Below are 16,152 nucleotides of genomic sequence, written 5' to 3'. Positions count from 1 at the left end.
GGGGTCGTAGCGCGCCTGCCAGTACTGCCCGCCGCCGTACATCGCGCCCACCGACGCCTGCGAGGCCTGCTCGTTCATGCCGTCGTACATCCCCTGCAGGAACACGATCGCGACGAACGAGAACGACAGCGCGATCACGTTCAGCCACGTGCGCACGCCCGCCCCGAGGAGGTTGCGCAGCGCGAGCCGGAGGATCAGCACGCTACCTCCGCTCGTCGGCGGCGATCCGGCCGTCCACCAGCGTGACCTTGCGGCGGAGGTAGCCGATCACCTTCTCGTCGTGGGTCGCGAACACGAACGTCGCGCCGAGCGTCTCGTTCAACCGCACCATCGTGCGCATGATGTGGTGCGAGTTCTCGGCGTCGAGGTTGGCCGTCGGCTCGTCGGCCAGGACGATCTCCGGCTGCTTGACCACGGCGCGGGCGATCGCGACGCGCTGGCTCTGCCCGCCCGAGAGCTGCGCGGGCCGCGAATCCGCCCGGTCGGCGAGGCCGACCCAGTCCAGCGTGTCCATCACCATCTTCCGGCGCCGGCCGCCGTCGATGCCGCGCAGCAGCAGCGGGAACTCCACGTTCTCGTAGACCGTGTAGACCGGCAGCAGGTTGAACGTCTGGAAGATGAAGCCGATGTGCTCGCTGCGGAGCCGCGCCGCCTCGCGGTGCGTGAGCCGCGCGACGTCGGCGCCGAGCACCTCGACGCGCCCCGCCGTGGGAACGTCGAGCGAGCCGATGATGTTGAGCAGCGTCGTCTTGCCGGAGCCGCTGGGCCCGACCACGCCGGAGAACTCGCCCTTCGCGATGGTGAGGTCCACGGCGTCGAGCGCCTTGAGGACCCCGGCGCCCAGCGTGTACCGCTTCTCCAGCCCCACCGCCCGCACGTAGACCTGATCCGTCATGAGCGTCCCGTCAGTGATTGAACGTGACCAGGAGCTGCAGCCCGCTCCCCGCGAACGCCTGGCCCTGCTGCTGTGCCGCCTCGAGCCCCTGCGGCTGCTCAGGGTTCCAGAAGGCGAGCAGGTACAGGGTCCACGCGTCGTACGCCCGCTGCCAGGTGAGGATCCGGAACCACTGGTGCGCGGACCAGCTATGGTACACGATCGCCGACACCCGATCCACGATCCCCACCGGGTAGTTGACCAGTAGCCCCGTGAACGAGCCCCCGCCGCCGGCCCCGAGCGCCGAGGAGAGCGTGTCGAACCGGGAGAACTCGGCCAGCACGTAGAGGCCGTTCCCCACGCCGACGGTGTAGTCGGCCCCCACCGTCCAGAACCGCTGCCAGCGCGGCACCGCGAGCGCCGTGCCCTCGTGCACCACCGCCGCCTCGCCCCAGAGCCCGACCCCGACGTTCCACTTGCCGTCGAGGCCGAGGCGGTCCTCCGGGACGAACGTCCCGCCGGGGATGCTCCGCAGGTCCGCCTCCCGGTGGTGGTACGTGACGCCCACCTCGCCGGCCGGGAGCGGCGCCTGGATTCTGCCGCCGTACTCGACCGCCCCGCTCTCGGTCGGCGCCGTCTCCCAGCCCTTCGCCCGCGTGTTGCCCACGAGCGCCCAGCCCCAGAAGTTCACGTCGCCCGGCAGGTCGTAGCGCGCCAGCGCGCCCGTGACGCCGTCGGTGAGCTGCAGCGGATCGCGGGGATCGACCCGGTCGAACCACATCAGCGGCCGGAACAGCGTCGCCGATCCGAAGTTGATCTTCTGCAGGCCGATGCGGGTCTCGAAGCGCGGCGTGGCGAAGCGCAGCCAGGCGCGATACGGCTTGAGCACGCCGTCGAAGTCCGGCGCCCGCCCCCGGCCGTAGCTCCCGACGACGGACGCGTCGGCCGAGAGGTCGAGCGCGAGCGAGTCGCGGCCGCCCACCGACTGCCGCAGCGTGAAGTCGGGCAGGTAGCGCAGGCCGGTCTGGGAGACGACGGACGATTCGGGCCTGGAGGTGATCCAGGCGGAGGCCTCGCCGGCGAGCGCCGGCTGCTGAGCCCGCGCCGGCCGGAGACCGAGGCACAGGATCGCGACCGACGCGGCCCCGGCGCGGCGGATCCGGGCCGCAAGCCCGGAGCGCGAGGCCCGCCTACGGTTGGTCGCCGTGAATCCTCAGTCAGTCGTGCTCTGCGGCATGCCCCTAAGCTCCGCTCGGCAGACGGAGCTTGGCAAGGAAGGCGCCCGGCCGACGTTGACCCGAGTGGCGCGTTGCCCGATCACCGAAGTCGCGCCTCGCGGGCCCGAAGCCGCGCGCCCCAACCACCCCTCTTGACAGATCCCTAACAGCGTTATATCCGTTAACGTAGTTATGAGCGCCAAGTCTCTTGCCAGCTTCGAGCGCCGCGAGCAGGAGCGCGCCGACACGAGGGAGAAGATCCTCGAGGCGGCGCGACACATGTTCGTCGAGCAGGGCTACGAGGCCACCACGATGCGCGCCATCGCCGACGCCATCGCGTACACGCCCACCGCGCTCTACCACCACTTCGCCAACAAGCAGGCGCTGGTCGCCGAGCTGTGCCAGCTGGACTTCGACGGCCTCGCCCGCCACTTCGCGGCCGCGGCCTCGCTCCCGGATCCCATCGAGCGCATCCGGGAGATCGGCCTGCTCTACCTCCAGTTCGCCGTGGAGTACCCGAACCACTACAAGTTCATGTTCATGACGGCGCTCCCCGAGATCGAGCACCGCCCGGAGATCGTCGGCAACCCGGAGAAGGACGCCTACGCGCTGCTCGTGCTCTCCTGCCGCCAGGCCATCGAGCAGGGACGATTGCGCCCCCAGTACGCCGACCCCGACGAGCTGGCGCAGATCCTCTGGGCGTCGCTGCACGGACTGATCTCGCTCAGAATGACGAAGCACGATCCCTGGGTCCCGTGGCGCGACCTCGAGCACTCGGCGAGACAGGCGATCGAGATCCTCACCAGCGGCATCAGGCGGATGGAGACGGCGCCGTAGACCGGAGCGCCGCGAAACCGGAAGCGCATCAGGCCACGTAGAGACGAAAAGGAAGACGCAGCACGATCGGATGGGCGCGACCCATCTTTTTTCGCCACATCGAGTTAACAGTGTTAGGAGATATAGCGATGTTCACTCCAAAGCCGACGCGATCACTCCCGAAGCTCGCGCTCCTCACGGCCGCGCTCTTCGCGTTGGCCGGCAGGGCCGCTGCCCAGGCACCCGCCGCCGGCGTCGGCGCCGGTGCCGCCGTGCGGGCCCAGCCCGACCCCCTCGGCCCGCTCGTGGCTGAGGCGCTCCGCGCCAACCTCGGCCTCGCGGCCGAACGGCTCGGCGAGCGGCAGGCCGACGCCGACGTCACCGCCGCGCGCGGCCTCTTCCTGCCGTCGCTCGGCCTCGAGGCGCGCTCGTCGCAGCTCAACGGCGTGCCCAACATCGGCACCTTCGTGAATCCCGCCTTCGCCGCCCTCAACGGCGTGCTGGGGTCGAACCGCTTCCCCACCAACCTCGACTTCACCCTGCCGCAGGCGAACGACTCGCACCTCGAGCTGCGCCAGCCGCTGTTCAACGCCGGCATCGTCGCCGGCTACGCCGCGGCCCGCGCCCGCCGCGACGGCGCGCGCGAGGAGGTGCTCGCGGCCGAGCGGCGGCTCGCCGCCGACGTCCAGACCGCCTACCTCGGCGAGGCGAGCGCGCAGCGCGCCGTGGAGATCTACGCCGCCGCGCTCGCCCTGGTGGAGGAGAACCAGCGCGTCGCCGAGCGGCTGGTGGCGGCCGGGCGCGCGACGCCCGAGGCGGTGTTCCGCGCGCGCGCCGACCGGAGCGCGATCGTGCAGCAGCTCGCCGAGGCGCGCCAGCGCCAGACCGCGGCGGCGCGGCTCCTCAACCAGCTGCTCCGCCGCCCGCTCGACGCGCCGGTGGAGACGATTCCCGACAGCGCGCTCGCGCTGCCGCTCGCCATCGGCGTGGACGACGCCGTCGCCAGCGGCCTCGCCCGCCGCGAAGAGCTGCGGGAGGTGGACGCGGGCGTCCGCACCGCGGAGGCGGGCTCGCGCGCGGCCACGGCCGCGTACCTCCCCAGCTTCTCGCTGGCCGTGGACTACGGCTTCCAGGGCCGCGACCTCGCCTTGCGGCCGAGCCAGGACTACTGGGTCGCGTCCGTGGTGGTGGCGTGGAACCTGTTCGACGGCGGCCAGGATGCGTCCCGCCGCCGCGCCGCCGGCCTCGAGGTCGAGCGCGTGCGCACGCTCCGCGAGGACCTCGCCGAGCGGATCGTGCTCGAGGTGCGCACCGCGTACGAGGCCGCGGCCACGGCGCGGGCCGCGATCGCGACGGCCGAGGACCGGTTCGACGCGGCGCGCAGCACCTGGCAGCTCGTGCGCCGCCGCTACGAGGAAGGCGTCGCCAGCCCGGTGGAGCTGGTGGACGCGCGCACCGAGCTGACCACGGCCGAGCTGAACCGTTCCGTCACCGCCTACCAGTACGCCATCCGCTACGTGGACCTCGAGCGCGCGGCCGCGCTGCGCGACCTGAACCTGGAAGGAGCCGCCCGATGAACCGCCTCGCACTCGCTTCCCTGCTCTTCCTGGGCGCGGCCGGCTGCGGCCGCATCCGCTCCGAGGCTCCCCCGGCCTCCGACGCCGTGCCGGTCAAGGTCGCGCCCGTCGTCGTCGAGGCCGTCGCTCGGCCGCTCACCGCGACCGGGACCCTGGGCCCCAAGGAAGAGGTGCCGCTGAGCTTCAAGATCGGGGGCGTCGTGGGCCGCGTCCTCGTGGACGAAGGCCAGATCGTCCGCACGGGGGACACCCTCGCGGCGCTCGACCTCAGCGAGATCGACGCCGCCGTCGCCCGGGCCCGCAGCGGAGCTGACAAGGCGGCCCGGGACCTGGCGCGAGCACAGCGACTCTATGCCGACACCGTGGCGACACTCGAGCAGGTGCAGGACGCGCAGACCGGCCGCGACGTGGCCGCCGCGGAGCTGGAGAGCGCGGCGTTCAACCGGCGCTACGCGGTGATCGTGGCGCCTTCGGCCGGGGTGATCCTGAAGCGGAGCGCGGAGCCGGGCGAGCTGGCGCAGGCCGGCACGGCGGTCCTGACGCTGGGGAGCCGCGCGCGCGGGGTGGTCTTCCGCGCCGCGCTGGCCGACCGCGACGCGGTGCAGGTGGCCCTGGGCGACCGCGCCGAGGTGCGGTTCGACGCGCTGCCCGACCGCGCGTTCGCCGGGACCGTGACCGAGATCGCGGCCGCGGCCGACCCGCAGACCGGCACCTACCGCGTCGAGGTGGCGCTGCCGGCGGCGGCGGGCCTGGCGAGCGGCCTGGTGGGCCGGGTGGACATCAGGCCGCGCGCCGCGCGGCGGGCGACGATGGTGCCGGTCGAGGCCGTGCTCGAGGCCGACGGCTCCAGGGCCAGCGTGTTCGCCCTCTCGCCCGACGGCCGGCACGCCCTGCGCCGCTCCGTGACCGTCGGCTTCCTCGCGGGCGACCGCGTGGCGGTGGTGTCGGGACTGGAGGGCGTGACGGCGGTGATCACCGACGGCGGTGCCTACCTCGACGACGGCACGGCCGTGAGGGTGCGTCCGTGAAGCTGACCGAATTCGCCGTCCGGCACTGGCAGGTCACGGTCGTCGCGTTCCTGATGCTCGCGGCCCTGGGGATCAAGTCGCTGCTGACGATCCCGCGCGGCGAGGATCCGCCGCTCGCCTTTCCGATCTTCACCGTGATCGCGGTGTACCCGGGCGCGAGCGCGGGCGACCTCGAGCGGCTGGTCGTGAAGCCGGTGGAGGACACCCTCCACGGGCTGGAGGACGTGAAGAGCCTCAAGAGCCGGATTCGGCCCGGCGTCGCGACGACGACGGTCGAGTTCGAGCCCAACCAGGACGCGGACAAGAAGTACGACGACGTGGTGCGCGAGATCAACGGCCTGCGGCCGACGCTCCCGGCCGAGCTGGCGCGGCTCGAGGTGCGCAAGGCGACGACGCTCGACGTGAGCATCGTCCAGGTGGCGCTGGTCTCGCCGCTGGCGAGCTACCGGGTGCTCGACTCGCTGGCCGAGGAGCTGCAGGACCGGCTCAGCGCCCTGCCGGGCGTGCGCACCGCCTCGCGGTGGGGCGCGCCCGAGCGGCAGGTGGACGTGGAGCTGGACCTCGGCCGGCTGGCCGCGCTGCGGCTGCCGGTCTCCCAGGTGCTGGGCGCGATCGGCGGCGAGAGCGCCGACGTCCCGGGTGGCAGCGCCGACGCCGGCAAGCGCAGCTTCAGCGTGCACTCGTGGGGCGGCTACGAGACGCTCGACCAGGTGCGCGGCACGGTGGTGCGCGGCGGCGCCGGCCGCCTGGTGCGGCTGGGCGACGTCGCGGCCGTGGCGTGGGGCTACGGCGACTCGACCTACCGGGCGCGGTTCGACGGGCGGCGCGCGGTGTTCGTGACCGCGACGCAGCGGGCGGGCACCACCGTGGAGGCGGTGCGCGACCGCATCTACGGGGCGCTCGACGGGTTCGAGCGGGAGCTGCCGCACGGCGTGGCGCTGGCGCGGGGCTTCGACCAGGCGGCGAACGTCTCGCACCGCCTGGCGCGGCTGGGGGAGGATTTCCTGATCGCGCTGGGGCTGGTGCTGCTCACCCTGCTCCCGCTGGGCCCGCGGGCCGCGGCGGTGGTGATGGTCTCGATCCCGCTGTCGCTCGCGATCGGCGTCACGGCGCTCGACTGGACCGGCCTCACGCTGAACCAGCTCTCGATCGTGGGGATGGTGATCGCGCTGGGCCTGCTGGTGGACGACTCGATCGTGGTGGTGGAGAACATCACCCGCTTCCGGCGCGAGGGGCACGCGCGGATCGAGGCGGCGATCCTCGCCACGCGGCAGATCTGGGTCGCGGTCCTGGGCGCCACGGCGACGCTGGTGTTCGCCTTCGTGCCGATGCTGTTCCTGCCGGGCGGGCCGGGCCGCTACATCCGCTCGCTGCCGCTGGCGGTGATCTACGCCATCGTGGCCTCGCTGCTGGTCTCGCTCACGGTGATCCCGTGGCTGGCGAGCCGCCTGCTCCCGGCCCGGGAGGAGGCGGAGGGCAACCGGTTCCTGCGGGCGTTCGACCGCGGGATCCACGCGACCTACGCGCCGGTCCTGGACCGCGCGCTGCGGCGGCCGTGGCGCACGCTGGTCCTGGGCGCGGCGTTCGTCGCGCTGTCGTTCGCGCTGGTGCCGGTGGTGGGCTTCTCGCTGTTCCCCAAGGCGGAGACGCCGCAGTTCCACGTGGACATCACGGCGCCGGAGGGCGCGAGCATCGCGGCCACCGACTCGGCGGCGCGGTTCGCCGAGCGCGTGGTGGGGCGGGCGCCGGGCGTGCGCGCCGTCTACACCTCGGTGGGGCACGACAACCCGTTCGTCTACTACAACGTGTCCTCGCGCACCGACGACCCGCGGATCGGGCAGCTGTTCGTGCTGCTCCACCGCTACGACCACTACGCCACGCCGCGGCTCCTGGACTCGCTGCGCGCCGAGCTGTCGAGCTACCCGGGCGCGGAGATCGCGCTGCGGGAGTTCGAGAACGGCCCGGTGATCGACGCGCCGGTCGCCATGCGGATCGAGGGCCCGTCGCTGGACTCGCTGCACGCGCTGGCGGCGCGGGTCGAGGCGGTGCTCGCGGCGACGCCGGGCACCCAGTACGTCACCAACCCCGTGCGGATCGCGCGCACCGACCTCCGGGTCGCGGTGGACCGCGGGAAGGCGGGGCTCCTGGGCGTGCCCACGGCCGAGATCGACCGCACCGTGCGGCTGGGCCTCGCCGGACTCACGGGCGGGACGCTGCGGGAGGGGGCGGGCGAGGCGCGGCCGATCGTGGTGCGCCTCGCGGGCGCCGGCGACCGTCCCGCGCCCGGGGACCTGGACCGCATCTGGGTCGCCTCCACGAGCGGCGCGCTCACGCCCCTGGGCCAGGTGGCCGACGTGCGGTTCGAGCGCGCGGTGTCCGAGATCCAGCGCTACGACCGCTCCCGCAGCGTGACCGTGACGGCCAACGTGCGCACCGGCTTCAACACCGACCGCGTGACGCACGCGGTGCTGGAAGGGCTCCGGTCCGTCGCGCTGCCGCCGGGCTACCGCATCGTGCCGGCGGGCGAGATCGAGAGCCGGCAGCAGAGCTTCGGGGGCATCGGCGGCGCGGTGATCGTGGCGACGTTCGCCATCCTGGCGATCCTGGTGCTCGAGTTCCGCACCTTCCGCTCCACCCTCATCGTGGCGTCGGTCATCCCGCTCGGGATGGCGGGCGGCGTCATCGCGCTCCTCCTGGCCGGCGAGACGCTGTCGTTCACGGCCACGATCGGCTTCGTGGCCCTGATCGGGATCGAGATCAAGACGTCCATCCTGCTGGTGGATCTCACCAACCGGCTGCGCGCCGAGGGGATGGACCTCGAGGCGGCGATCCGCCGGGCGGGCGAAGTGCGGTTCCTGCCGATCGTGCTCACGAGCCTGACGGCGATCGGCGGACTGCTGCCGATTGCGCTGCAGGGGAGCGGGCTCTACTCGCCGCTGGCATGGGTGATCATCGGTGGGCTGGTGACGAGCACGCTGCTGGCGCGGATCGTGACGCCGGTGATGTACAAGGTGCTGGCGCCGGCCGTGGTGTGACCGCGGAGCGGGCTTCGAGCCCGGCCGCCGGCTGGCGCGCGCCCGGGCTCCCTGCCAAGCTTCAGGCAGCCCCCTCACCGAACTCCATCTCGAGGCGCTCCGTGGCGCGACGGCCGTGACGGACGACTGGCCCGCCCTTCCGCTCGATTCCTGGCGCGACACCTACGCCACGCTGCACATGTGGACGCAGATCGTGGGCAAGACGCGCCTGGCCCTGGCCCCGATGGAGAACCACTGGTGGCAGGTCGTGCTGTATGTCACGGCCCGCGGCCTCACCACGTCGCCCATGCCGTCGGGCCCGGGCGCGCTCGAGGTCGAGTTCGACTTCCTCGATCATCAGCTGTACGTGCGCGACAGCAGGGGCGCGGCCCGGGCGATTCCCCTCGTTCCCCGTCCGGTCGCCGACTTCTACGCCGCCTACATGGACACCCTGCGCTCGCTCGGCCACGCGGTGCGCATCCGGCCCGTACCCGTGGAGGTCGAGACGGCCATTCCCTTCGCCGAGGACCGGGAGCACGCCTCCTACGACCCGGACGCGGCGCAGCGCTGGTGGCGGATCCTGGCGCGCAGCGATCGGGTGTTGAAGCGGTTCCGCGGCGGCTTCCTCGGCAAGGCCAGTCCCGTCCATTTCTTCTGGGGGAGCTTCGACCTGGCGACGACGCGCTTTTCGGGCCGGCGCGCGCCGCGGCACCCGGGCGGCGCACCGAACTGCCCGGACCGCGTGATGGTGGAGGCGTATTCCCACGAGTGCAGCAGCTGCGGGTTCTGGCCGGGCGGGGGCGCGATCGCCGAGCCGGCGTTCTACGCCTACGCGTACCCGGAGCCGGACGGGTACCGCGATCGCCGGCTGCGCCCGGCGGGCGCGTTCTACGATCGGGACGTGCGGGAGTTCATCCTCCCCTACGAGGCGGTGCGCCGCGCCGCGGCGCCCGACGCGGCGCTGCTCGAGTTCCTCCAGTCGGCGTACGAGGCGGCCGCGGATCTCGGCCGCTGGGACCGCGCCGCGCTCGAGCGGCCGCGGGAGCCCGGCGCGCCGGGGTAGAGGCTACTTCCGGAGGAGGAGGACGGCGCCCAAGACCAGGCCGGCGGTCGCGACCACGTTCCCGGCCCAGAAGATGAACATCCACTTCATCAGTCCAGCCTGGACTTCGGCGAGGCGCTGCTCCAGCCTGGCCTCGAGTTGTCCGACCCGAAGGCCGATCTCCGCGCGCAGCTCGCCCTTCACCTCGGCGAGGCGCTGCTCCAGCTTGGCCTCGAGCCGGCCCACGCGCAGGTCCATCTCCGCACGCAGCTCCGCGACGCGCTGCTCCAGCTTCGCGTCGAAGCGGGAGAAGTGAACCTCGAACAACTCGCGGAATTCGGACCGGTAGGCGTCGTCCACGCGATTGAACCACTCCACCAGCTCGTTCGCGATCTCGTCGCCGAACGTCTCGTAGAACCTGCGCGACAGCTTCGCGGTCACCGGCACGGCCCCGCTCCACGGATGGCACCGGCGACACCCTAACCATACGCTCGGCCGGGCCGAGTGCGAAAGAAGCGCGGCGGATCCGGAGGGTGCGACGGCCCCAGGGGGGCCGCCACCGACCCGGGGCTCCGCCGCGTGCTGAACGATCTTCCCTACGACCACCACGGGCTGGCCCGCGACCCGCGCTACGCGCGGCTGCTGCGCACGGCCGGCATCGAGGAGCAGGTGAACTAGGCGGACGAGCGACGGCTAGCGGTTCCGGCGCCTCTGGCGGCGGCGCCTTCACTGATGGACGTCACGCTGCTGGTCAGATAGGTGTAGCCCGCGACCATCAGGAGGCCGCCATTGCCCTCCGCCTCGCAGCCCGGCATCTTGGTGCGTTCCTTACAGCGAAGTGACCGATTCCGTCCGCCCCCCCGCGGCCTCGCCGGCCGTGGTAGCGGTGGACGGCCTCGTCCGACCACTAGCCCGGGGGGCGACGTGACCGATGCCGTTGGCCGCCTGGGAACCGCCCTGGCCGACCGCTATGTGATCGAGCGAGAGCTCGGCACCGGCGGCATGGCCACCGTCTACCTGGCTCACGACGTCAGACACGACCGCGACGTGGCCCTCAAGGTCCTGCGCCCGGACCTGGCCGTGCTGCTCGGCCGGGACCGATTCCTGACCGAGATCCGCCTCACCGCCAAGCTCGACCATCCCCACATCCTGACGCTGATCGACTCCGGCGACAGCGACGGCTTTCTGTGGTACGTCCTTCCGTACGTCCGGGGCGAGTCGCTCCGCGACCGGCTGAACCGCGACACTCAACTCGGCGTCGAGGAGGCCCTGGTCATCACCAGGCAGATCGCCGGGGTCCTCGACTACGCGCACCAGCGCGGCGTCATCCATCGGGACATCAAGCCCGAGAACATCCTGCTGCACGAAGGCGAGGCGATGCTCGCCGACTTCGGCATCGCCCTCGCGGTGAAGGAGGCCGGGGGACACCGGCTCACCGAGACCGGGCTCTCGCTGGGGACGCCGCAGTACATGAGCCCCGAGCAGGCGACGGGGGACCGCCAGCTCGACGCTCGGAGCGACCTGTACTCTCTCGGAGCGGTGTTGTACGAGATGCTGGCGGGCGAGCCGCCGGTCACCGGCCCCACGGTGCAGGCGGTGATCGCGAAGCTCCTGACCGAGCGGCCGACCCGCCTCCGGGTGATCCGGGACACCGTGCCGGAGGGCGTCGATGCCGCCGTCGCCCGGGCGCTGGCCAAGGTGCCGGCAGATCGATTTGGCAGCGCGGGTGAGTTGGTCGAGGCCCTCGCCGCCCCGGGCGAGGTGCCCGGCCGGGCGACCCACCGGTGGAGGCGCGCTCTGGCGATCGGCGGCAGCACCCTCCTCCTCGCGGCGGTTGCGCTCGTAGTCTGGTGGGTCGGACGGCGGCACGCCGCCGGGACGTTCGTTGCGCGGGACAAAACGCAGCTGACCTTCACGGGCAACGCCGGGAGTCCGGCGATTTCCGCCGATGGCAAGCAGGTGGCCTACGTGGCGAAGGGCTGTACGGCCGGTTCGTGTAGGTCCCGCGTCGAGGTCCTGGATCTCGGGACGGGCACCACGCGAGTCCTGGTCGACGACGTGACCGGAGCCGAGAACCTCCGGTGGAGCCAGGACCGACGGTTCCTGCTCTTCAGCGGCTCGATCGGGAGCCGTCTGGGCACCTACCTCGTGTCCACCCTCGGGGACCATCCACGCTCGATCTCGATCACCACCACCAGTGCCACGTTCGTCCCCGGGCAAGACTCCCTGCTGCTGTCGCTGCCCCATGCCAGGGACAGCATGGGGTGGGTGGCGGTGGCGACGCTCGCTGGCGAATACCGGGACAGCGTGCCCATCCACCTCGAAAGACCCGGTGAACTCGGTGAAGCGTTTGTCTGGCCGGGCGGCCGATGGATAGTGGTAGAGGCCGCAGTGGGTGCGGAGGGCAGCTCCGCCTATCGCCACGCGTATCTGGTGGTCGATCGGCGAGGACGCCAACGGGATGCCATCCACGTTCCCGGTGAAGACGATACGTGGGCCTTCGTCAGGCCGGACGCGCTCTGGATGCAGCTCGTCTCTAGCGGAAACCTCGTCCGGATCCCCTTCGATGGGAAAGCGGGCAGATTCACGGGGGCTTGGGACACGGTGCTCGCCGCCGGGTCGCTTGGCTTTGACGTCTCGGAAGATGGTCAATCGCTGGTCTATGCTGACGGAAGCGCCGAGTATGGCCTCTGGGCGCTCGACCTGGCCGACGCACTGAAGGGCAAGTTCCCGCCTGGGCGCAGACTGCGCTCGGGCACCATCGGGGACGTGGTCAGGCTATCTCCGGACGGGACCAGCATACTCGACTGCCGGACCGTCGCGACCGGCGGGGGACAAGGGAGCGACATTGTCCTGCTGCCATTCCAGGGCGGGGCTGAGATCATGCACCGGCCGGTTGACTCGTTGCTCAGCGTGGAATGGAGCCCCGATGGGCAGGCCTTCATCTACGCCGAGAAGGTCGCCGGACGCGTACGCCTGGTCACCGTGGACGTGCGAACCGGCCGGCAGCAGAGCCCCGTGGAGATGCCGGACTCCGACGTCAGGGGGGTCAGGCTGATGTCGGACGGCGCGTGGGCGTGGCCTGGAGGGCGGGGCGCGCACCTCTGGCGGAGCGGCGAGCGGAGTCCCCGGGTCCTGCCGATGCTCCGGGACGAATTGGCCCTCGCGGGGCTGATTCCCGCACCCAACGAGCGCCGACTCGCATTGCTCGGCTCGATCTCCCAGGACTCAGCCTATCTGGACGTCGCGCAGCTTCCCGAAAGGCCGCCGACGCGATGGGCGGCGTTCGCGGGGACCACAGCGAGGGGTTGGTGGCTGGCGGACGGTTCCATCGTGGTCTGGATCCAAGAATCGGAGGACCAGGGCACGCTCTATCGTGTGACGGGCCCAGGGCGCGTCGAGCCGCTCGGGATCATTCCACGCGCGGTTCGCTCCGTTTCGCTATCGCAGGACGGCCGGCGCGTCGCGCTGGTCACGTTCGACTCCCGGGTGGACGTGTGGCTCGCGCATCTCGCGCCGGCGGCCCGCCCCCGTTGACCGCGTCCAAGGGCCTCTCAGGGCACGACCGGGAGCACGATGTGTGAGGGCAGCGCCGCAGTGCAGTAGACACGCTGCGTGGCCGTGACGAAATCCGCCGCTGTCGCCTGGTAGATGCTCGGCACGAACTGCTGAGGATTCCGGTCGATGAGCGGAAACCAGGTGGACTGCACCTGAACCATCAGCCGGTGCCCCTTCAGAAACACATGGTCGCGGTCGCGGAGGGGAATCCGCCATTCGACCGGCGCGTTGGGCACCAGCGGCGCGGGATGCTCGTAGCTCCCGTTGTAGCGCCCGCGGCGGATCTCCATCGCAATCGGCAGCTCGTAGCCGTTCGTCGATCGCGCGTACTCGCCCGGCCCGGGAGCGCCGTCGGGACCCCACGCGTTCCGCTGGGCATCCTCCGGGTACACGTCGATCAGCTTCACGACGAAGTCGGCATCCGTGCCTGAGGTGGACGCGAACAGGTCGGCCGCCACTTCGCCCGTGATGGTGAGATCGTGATCGAGCGGAGCGCTGGTGAACGTCAGGACGTCGGGCCGCTGGTCCACGAACCGCTGGTCCGCCACCTCCCACGTCCGCCAATCGGCGCCCGGGTAGGTCGGCGACACGGGACGCTGGCGGTACGGAACGGGATTGGCCGGGTCCGACAGGTACTCGCGGTAGCCCGGGCCCTGCTCCCCCGCCCGCGGCCTGTCGAACGACAGCGTGCCGTCGGCGTGCAGGTACAGGCTCTCCGGCCTGGCCTCCGCAGGCGGCCACACGGCGTAGGTGCGCCACCGGTTGGAGCCCGACTGGAAGGTCGTCACCCGCCAGTTCGGCTTCTCGCCTCGGCCATGGAGGTAGTAGCGGAAGAACGGCGCCTCGAGGTTCTCGCGGAACTCTCGCGCCGTCTCGTGACCGCCGAGGGCGATCAGGCCGATGCTGTCACCTCTGGGCCACCACCACTCGCCGTGATACCAGGGACCGGCGACCATGAAGTCCGTGTGGTCGGGGTCGTGCTCGGCGGCGTGGCGGAAGATCTGCCAGGGCCCCCACGGGTCCTCCTGGTCGAAGAAGCCGGCGACGTTCAGGTTCGGCACCGTGGAAGCGTGGAGCTGACTCACCCACGCCTCGTGCTTCCAGAAGTCGTCGTAGTCCGGGTGAGCGACGACCTGGTTCCAGAAGGGAATGGTGCCGTGCAGATACCTGCCGTTCACGTTGGAGAGCGGTCCCAGGGCGAGGTACCACGAGTAGGTGTCGTACGTCTCGAACGCGAAGTTGGTGTTCCGGTTCCGGTCCGCCTGCTCCAGCACGGAGTATTCGAAGGCGTAGCTCTCGCGCAGCGCACCGTAACGATGCATGTCGTCGTTCATCCACTGGTCGACATCGGCCGCCTGCTCACTGATGGCCTTCAGAGCCGGATGGGGGTGCAGCAGCGCCAATGCCGCCGTCAGCCCGTCGTACGAGACCCCGAACATGCCGACTCTGCCGTTGTTGTTGGCCACGTGGTGGACCAGCCAGTCGATGGTGTCGTACGCGTCTGTCGTCTCGCTCGTGGCGGTCGAGTCCTCGAGATCGACGCGCGAGCTCAGCGCGAACACGCCCTCCGACTTGAACCGTCCCCGCAGGTTCTGGAACACGAAGATGTAGCCGTCATGCGCCAGCTCCCGCAGGTACGGTGGCATCTGCTTGGGCGCGCTGTCGGGCACCCCGTACGGCGTGCGCAACAGGAGGATGGGCAGCGGCCCGCTCTGGCCGACCGGCGTGAGGATCACGGTCTGGAGATGCACGCCGTCGCGCATCGGGACCATGACCTCCTGGCGCGTGAAGATCGGATGGGGTGCCGGCTCCTGGGCCCGGACTGTCGCTGCGAGGAACATAGCGGGGACCAGAATCATGGAGTGGCGCATCGACCCTCCCTGCGCGAGTGCCAGTTGTGACGTGATCCCACGAGCGCCAGTGCGTATGCAGCCAGGCAACCACCGCGCGGCCCAGTTTGATGCGCTGATGGAGCTTCTCGACCTTCGGGTCGCTCACGGCTCGAGGCCGAGCCGGCGCTCGAGCGCCACGAAGCGCGGGTCGCCGCGGAGCGGGGCGAGGTCAGGGTCGAGATGGATCCACATCACCCAAGCCGTGCGCTCCTCCGCACCGCGCTCGAGCCACCGGATGGCGCCGTCGCGGTCGTCCAGCGCCAGCAGCCCCCAGGCCACCCACACGGGGTTCACGTAGGCCCCCGCGGTGTCGGCGATGACCGCCCGAACGACGCTGTCGGCTTCAGCCCGGCGCCCGAGGCACGCCAGCGCCACGGCATACGCGGTTGAGGATCCGGGCCCGTGATCCTCCGACAACGGACGCAGCAGCCGGTCGCCTGTGGCGCAGTCACCTCGCTCGATGGCGATCCAAGCGTCCCATGCTGTTGCGTAGTTGGCATCCAGCCTTCCTCGCACCAGCGCGAGCACCGCCGGAGTCCGCTCCGGCGCCACAACGCGGGTCAAGCCAAGCAGGGACAACCCCACGTAAGCCGACAGCGAGTCGAGAGCCCAGGCATGTCGGCCGGCCAGGAGCGCCTCGGGGCCCCGACGCAGGGCTGCAAGTGCAAAGCCCAGCTGCGCCCATGCATCCGGAAGCGTGGAGTCCAGGGCGACGGCGCGTTCGGCGAGGCGGAGACACTCCCCCCAGTCTCGGTCCAGGGCCACGGCCACGCCGCACAGGGCTACGTACGCGCTCGCGATGGTCGAGTCCAAGGCGAGCGCGCGATGGGCCGCTTCACGGACGCGGGGAAAAGCCATGAGGGGCGCGACCCAGGTATCCGCGAGTTCGCCCCAGGCCCTCGCCAGCCCTGCCCAGGCGGGTGCGAACGTCGAATCCCGCAGGATGGCCTGCTGGAAGAGGGTGCGAGCCGTGGCGGGATCCGCCCTGAGGAAGAAGAACCGCCCGCGCTCATAGGCTTCATAGGCCTGCGGATCCGGCGCACGCCGTTGTGCGGGGCGGACGCCAGTACCGAGGGCTGCGGCAAGGTCATTTGCGATGGCGTTGGACAGCGTGCCGAGGGAGTCGCGGGTCCG

General features: G+C 71.4%; 13 protein-coding genes. 7 read left to right on the top strand and 6 right to left on the bottom strand.

All coding sequences use genetic code 11. The features are described 5' to 3' along the window. From VMF70_05125 to VMF70_05115, 3 genes are all read right to left on the bottom strand, one after another. On the bottom strand, positions 1–201 hold a 201-nt coding region (locus VMF70_05125), incomplete at its 3' end, for a hypothetical protein (protein ID HTT67390.1). A 1-nt stretch (position 202) separates the two neighbouring features. Then, positions 203–895, bottom strand: a complete 693-nt coding sequence (locus tag VMF70_05120) for an ABC transporter ATP-binding protein (protein ID HTT67389.1) — start codon at positions 893–895, stop codon at positions 203–205. 10 nt (positions 896–905) lie between these two features. Next, a complete protein-coding gene (locus tag VMF70_05115) occupies positions 906–1,856 on the bottom strand; it encodes a hypothetical protein (GenBank protein HTT67388.1) in 951 nt (316 codons plus the stop codon). Positions 1,857–2,283: 427 nt separating this feature from the next. On the opposite strand from VMF70_05115, the gene VMF70_05110 reads away from it, so the two are divergent. From VMF70_05110 to VMF70_05090, 5 genes are all read left to right on the top strand, one after another. Next, on the top strand, positions 2,284–2,928 hold the full coding sequence (locus tag VMF70_05110) for a TetR/AcrR family transcriptional regulator (protein HTT67387.1): 645 nt from the start codon (positions 2,284–2,286) through the stop codon (positions 2,926–2,928). Positions 2,929–3,056: 128 nt separating this feature from the next. Beyond that, a complete protein-coding gene (locus VMF70_05105) occupies positions 3,057–4,484 on the top strand; it encodes a TolC family protein (protein HTT67386.1) in 1,428 nt (475 codons plus the stop codon). Beyond that, complete coding sequence (locus tag VMF70_05100) at positions 4,481–5,512, top strand: efflux RND transporter periplasmic adaptor subunit (GenBank protein ID HTT67385.1); 1,032 nt, start codon at positions 4,481–4,483, stop codon at positions 5,510–5,512. The genes VMF70_05105 and VMF70_05100 overlap by 4 nt, the downstream gene beginning before the upstream one ends. Then, on the top strand, positions 5,509–8,547 hold the full coding sequence (locus tag VMF70_05095; GenBank protein ID HTT67384.1) for an efflux RND transporter permease subunit: 3,039 nt from the start codon (positions 5,509–5,511) through the stop codon (positions 8,545–8,547). The genes VMF70_05100 and VMF70_05095 overlap by 4 nt, the downstream gene beginning before the upstream one ends. A 115-nt stretch (positions 8,548–8,662) precedes the next feature. Next, positions 8,663–9,589: a DUF5996 family protein gene (locus VMF70_05090; GenBank protein ID HTT67383.1), complete on the top strand. Its 927-nt coding sequence runs from the start codon at positions 8,663–8,665 to the stop codon at positions 9,587–9,589. 3 nt (positions 9,590–9,592) lie between these two features. Here the strand turns inward: VMF70_05090 and VMF70_05085 are convergent, their stop codons facing one another. Further along, entirely contained in the window at positions 9,593–10,015 is a 423-nt protein-coding gene (locus VMF70_05085; protein HTT67382.1) for a hypothetical protein, read from the bottom strand. Between the two features lie 57 nt (positions 10,016–10,072). On the opposite strand from VMF70_05085, the gene VMF70_05080 reads away from it, so the two are divergent. Beyond that, positions 10,073–10,246: a hypothetical protein gene (locus VMF70_05080; GenBank protein ID HTT67381.1), complete on the top strand. Its 174-nt coding sequence runs from the start codon at positions 10,073–10,075 to the stop codon at positions 10,244–10,246. A 246-nt stretch (positions 10,247–10,492) separates the two neighbouring features. Then, positions 10,493–13,105, top strand: coding sequence for a protein kinase (locus VMF70_05075; GenBank protein ID HTT67380.1), 2,613 nt, complete (start codon positions 10,493–10,495; stop codon positions 13,103–13,105). A gap of 17 nt (positions 13,106–13,122) precedes the next feature. Here VMF70_05075 and VMF70_05070 read toward each other — a convergent pair whose 3' ends face one another. Then, on the bottom strand, positions 13,123–14,898 hold the full coding sequence (locus VMF70_05070) for a CocE/NonD family hydrolase (protein HTT67379.1): 1,776 nt from the start codon (positions 14,896–14,898) through the stop codon (positions 13,123–13,125). Positions 14,899–15,120: 222 nt separating this feature from the next. Continuing rightward, on the bottom strand, positions 15,121–16,152 hold a 1,032-nt coding region (locus tag VMF70_05065), incomplete at its 5' end, for a hypothetical protein (protein HTT67378.1).

The organism is Gemmatimonadales bacterium, assembly GCA_035502185.1.
Classification (GTDB): Bacteria; Gemmatimonadota; Gemmatimonadetes; order Gemmatimonadales; family JACORV01; genus Fen-1245.
This window is presented reverse-complemented; position numbering and strand designations above follow the sequence as displayed.

Excerpts from the sequence above, each read along its gene's own strand:
- VMF70_05105 (HTT67386.1), top strand. The coding sequence starts at position 3,057 with ATGTTCACTCCAAAGCCGACGCGATCACTCCCGAAGCTCGCGCTCCTC.
- VMF70_05120 (HTT67389.1), bottom strand. The coding sequence starts at position 895 with ATGACGGATCAGGTCTACGTGCGGGCGGTGGGGCTGGAGAAGCGGTAC.
- VMF70_05100 (HTT67385.1), top strand. The coding sequence starts at position 4,481 with ATGAACCGCCTCGCACTCGCTTCCCTGCTCTTCCTGGGCGCGGCCGGC.
- VMF70_05110 (HTT67387.1), top strand. The coding sequence starts at position 2,284 with ATGAGCGCCAAGTCTCTTGCCAGCTTCGAGCGCCGCGAGCAGGAGCGC.
- VMF70_05070 (HTT67379.1), bottom strand. The coding sequence starts at position 14,898 with ATGGTCCCGATGCGCGACGGCGTGCATCTCCAGACCGTGATCCTCACG.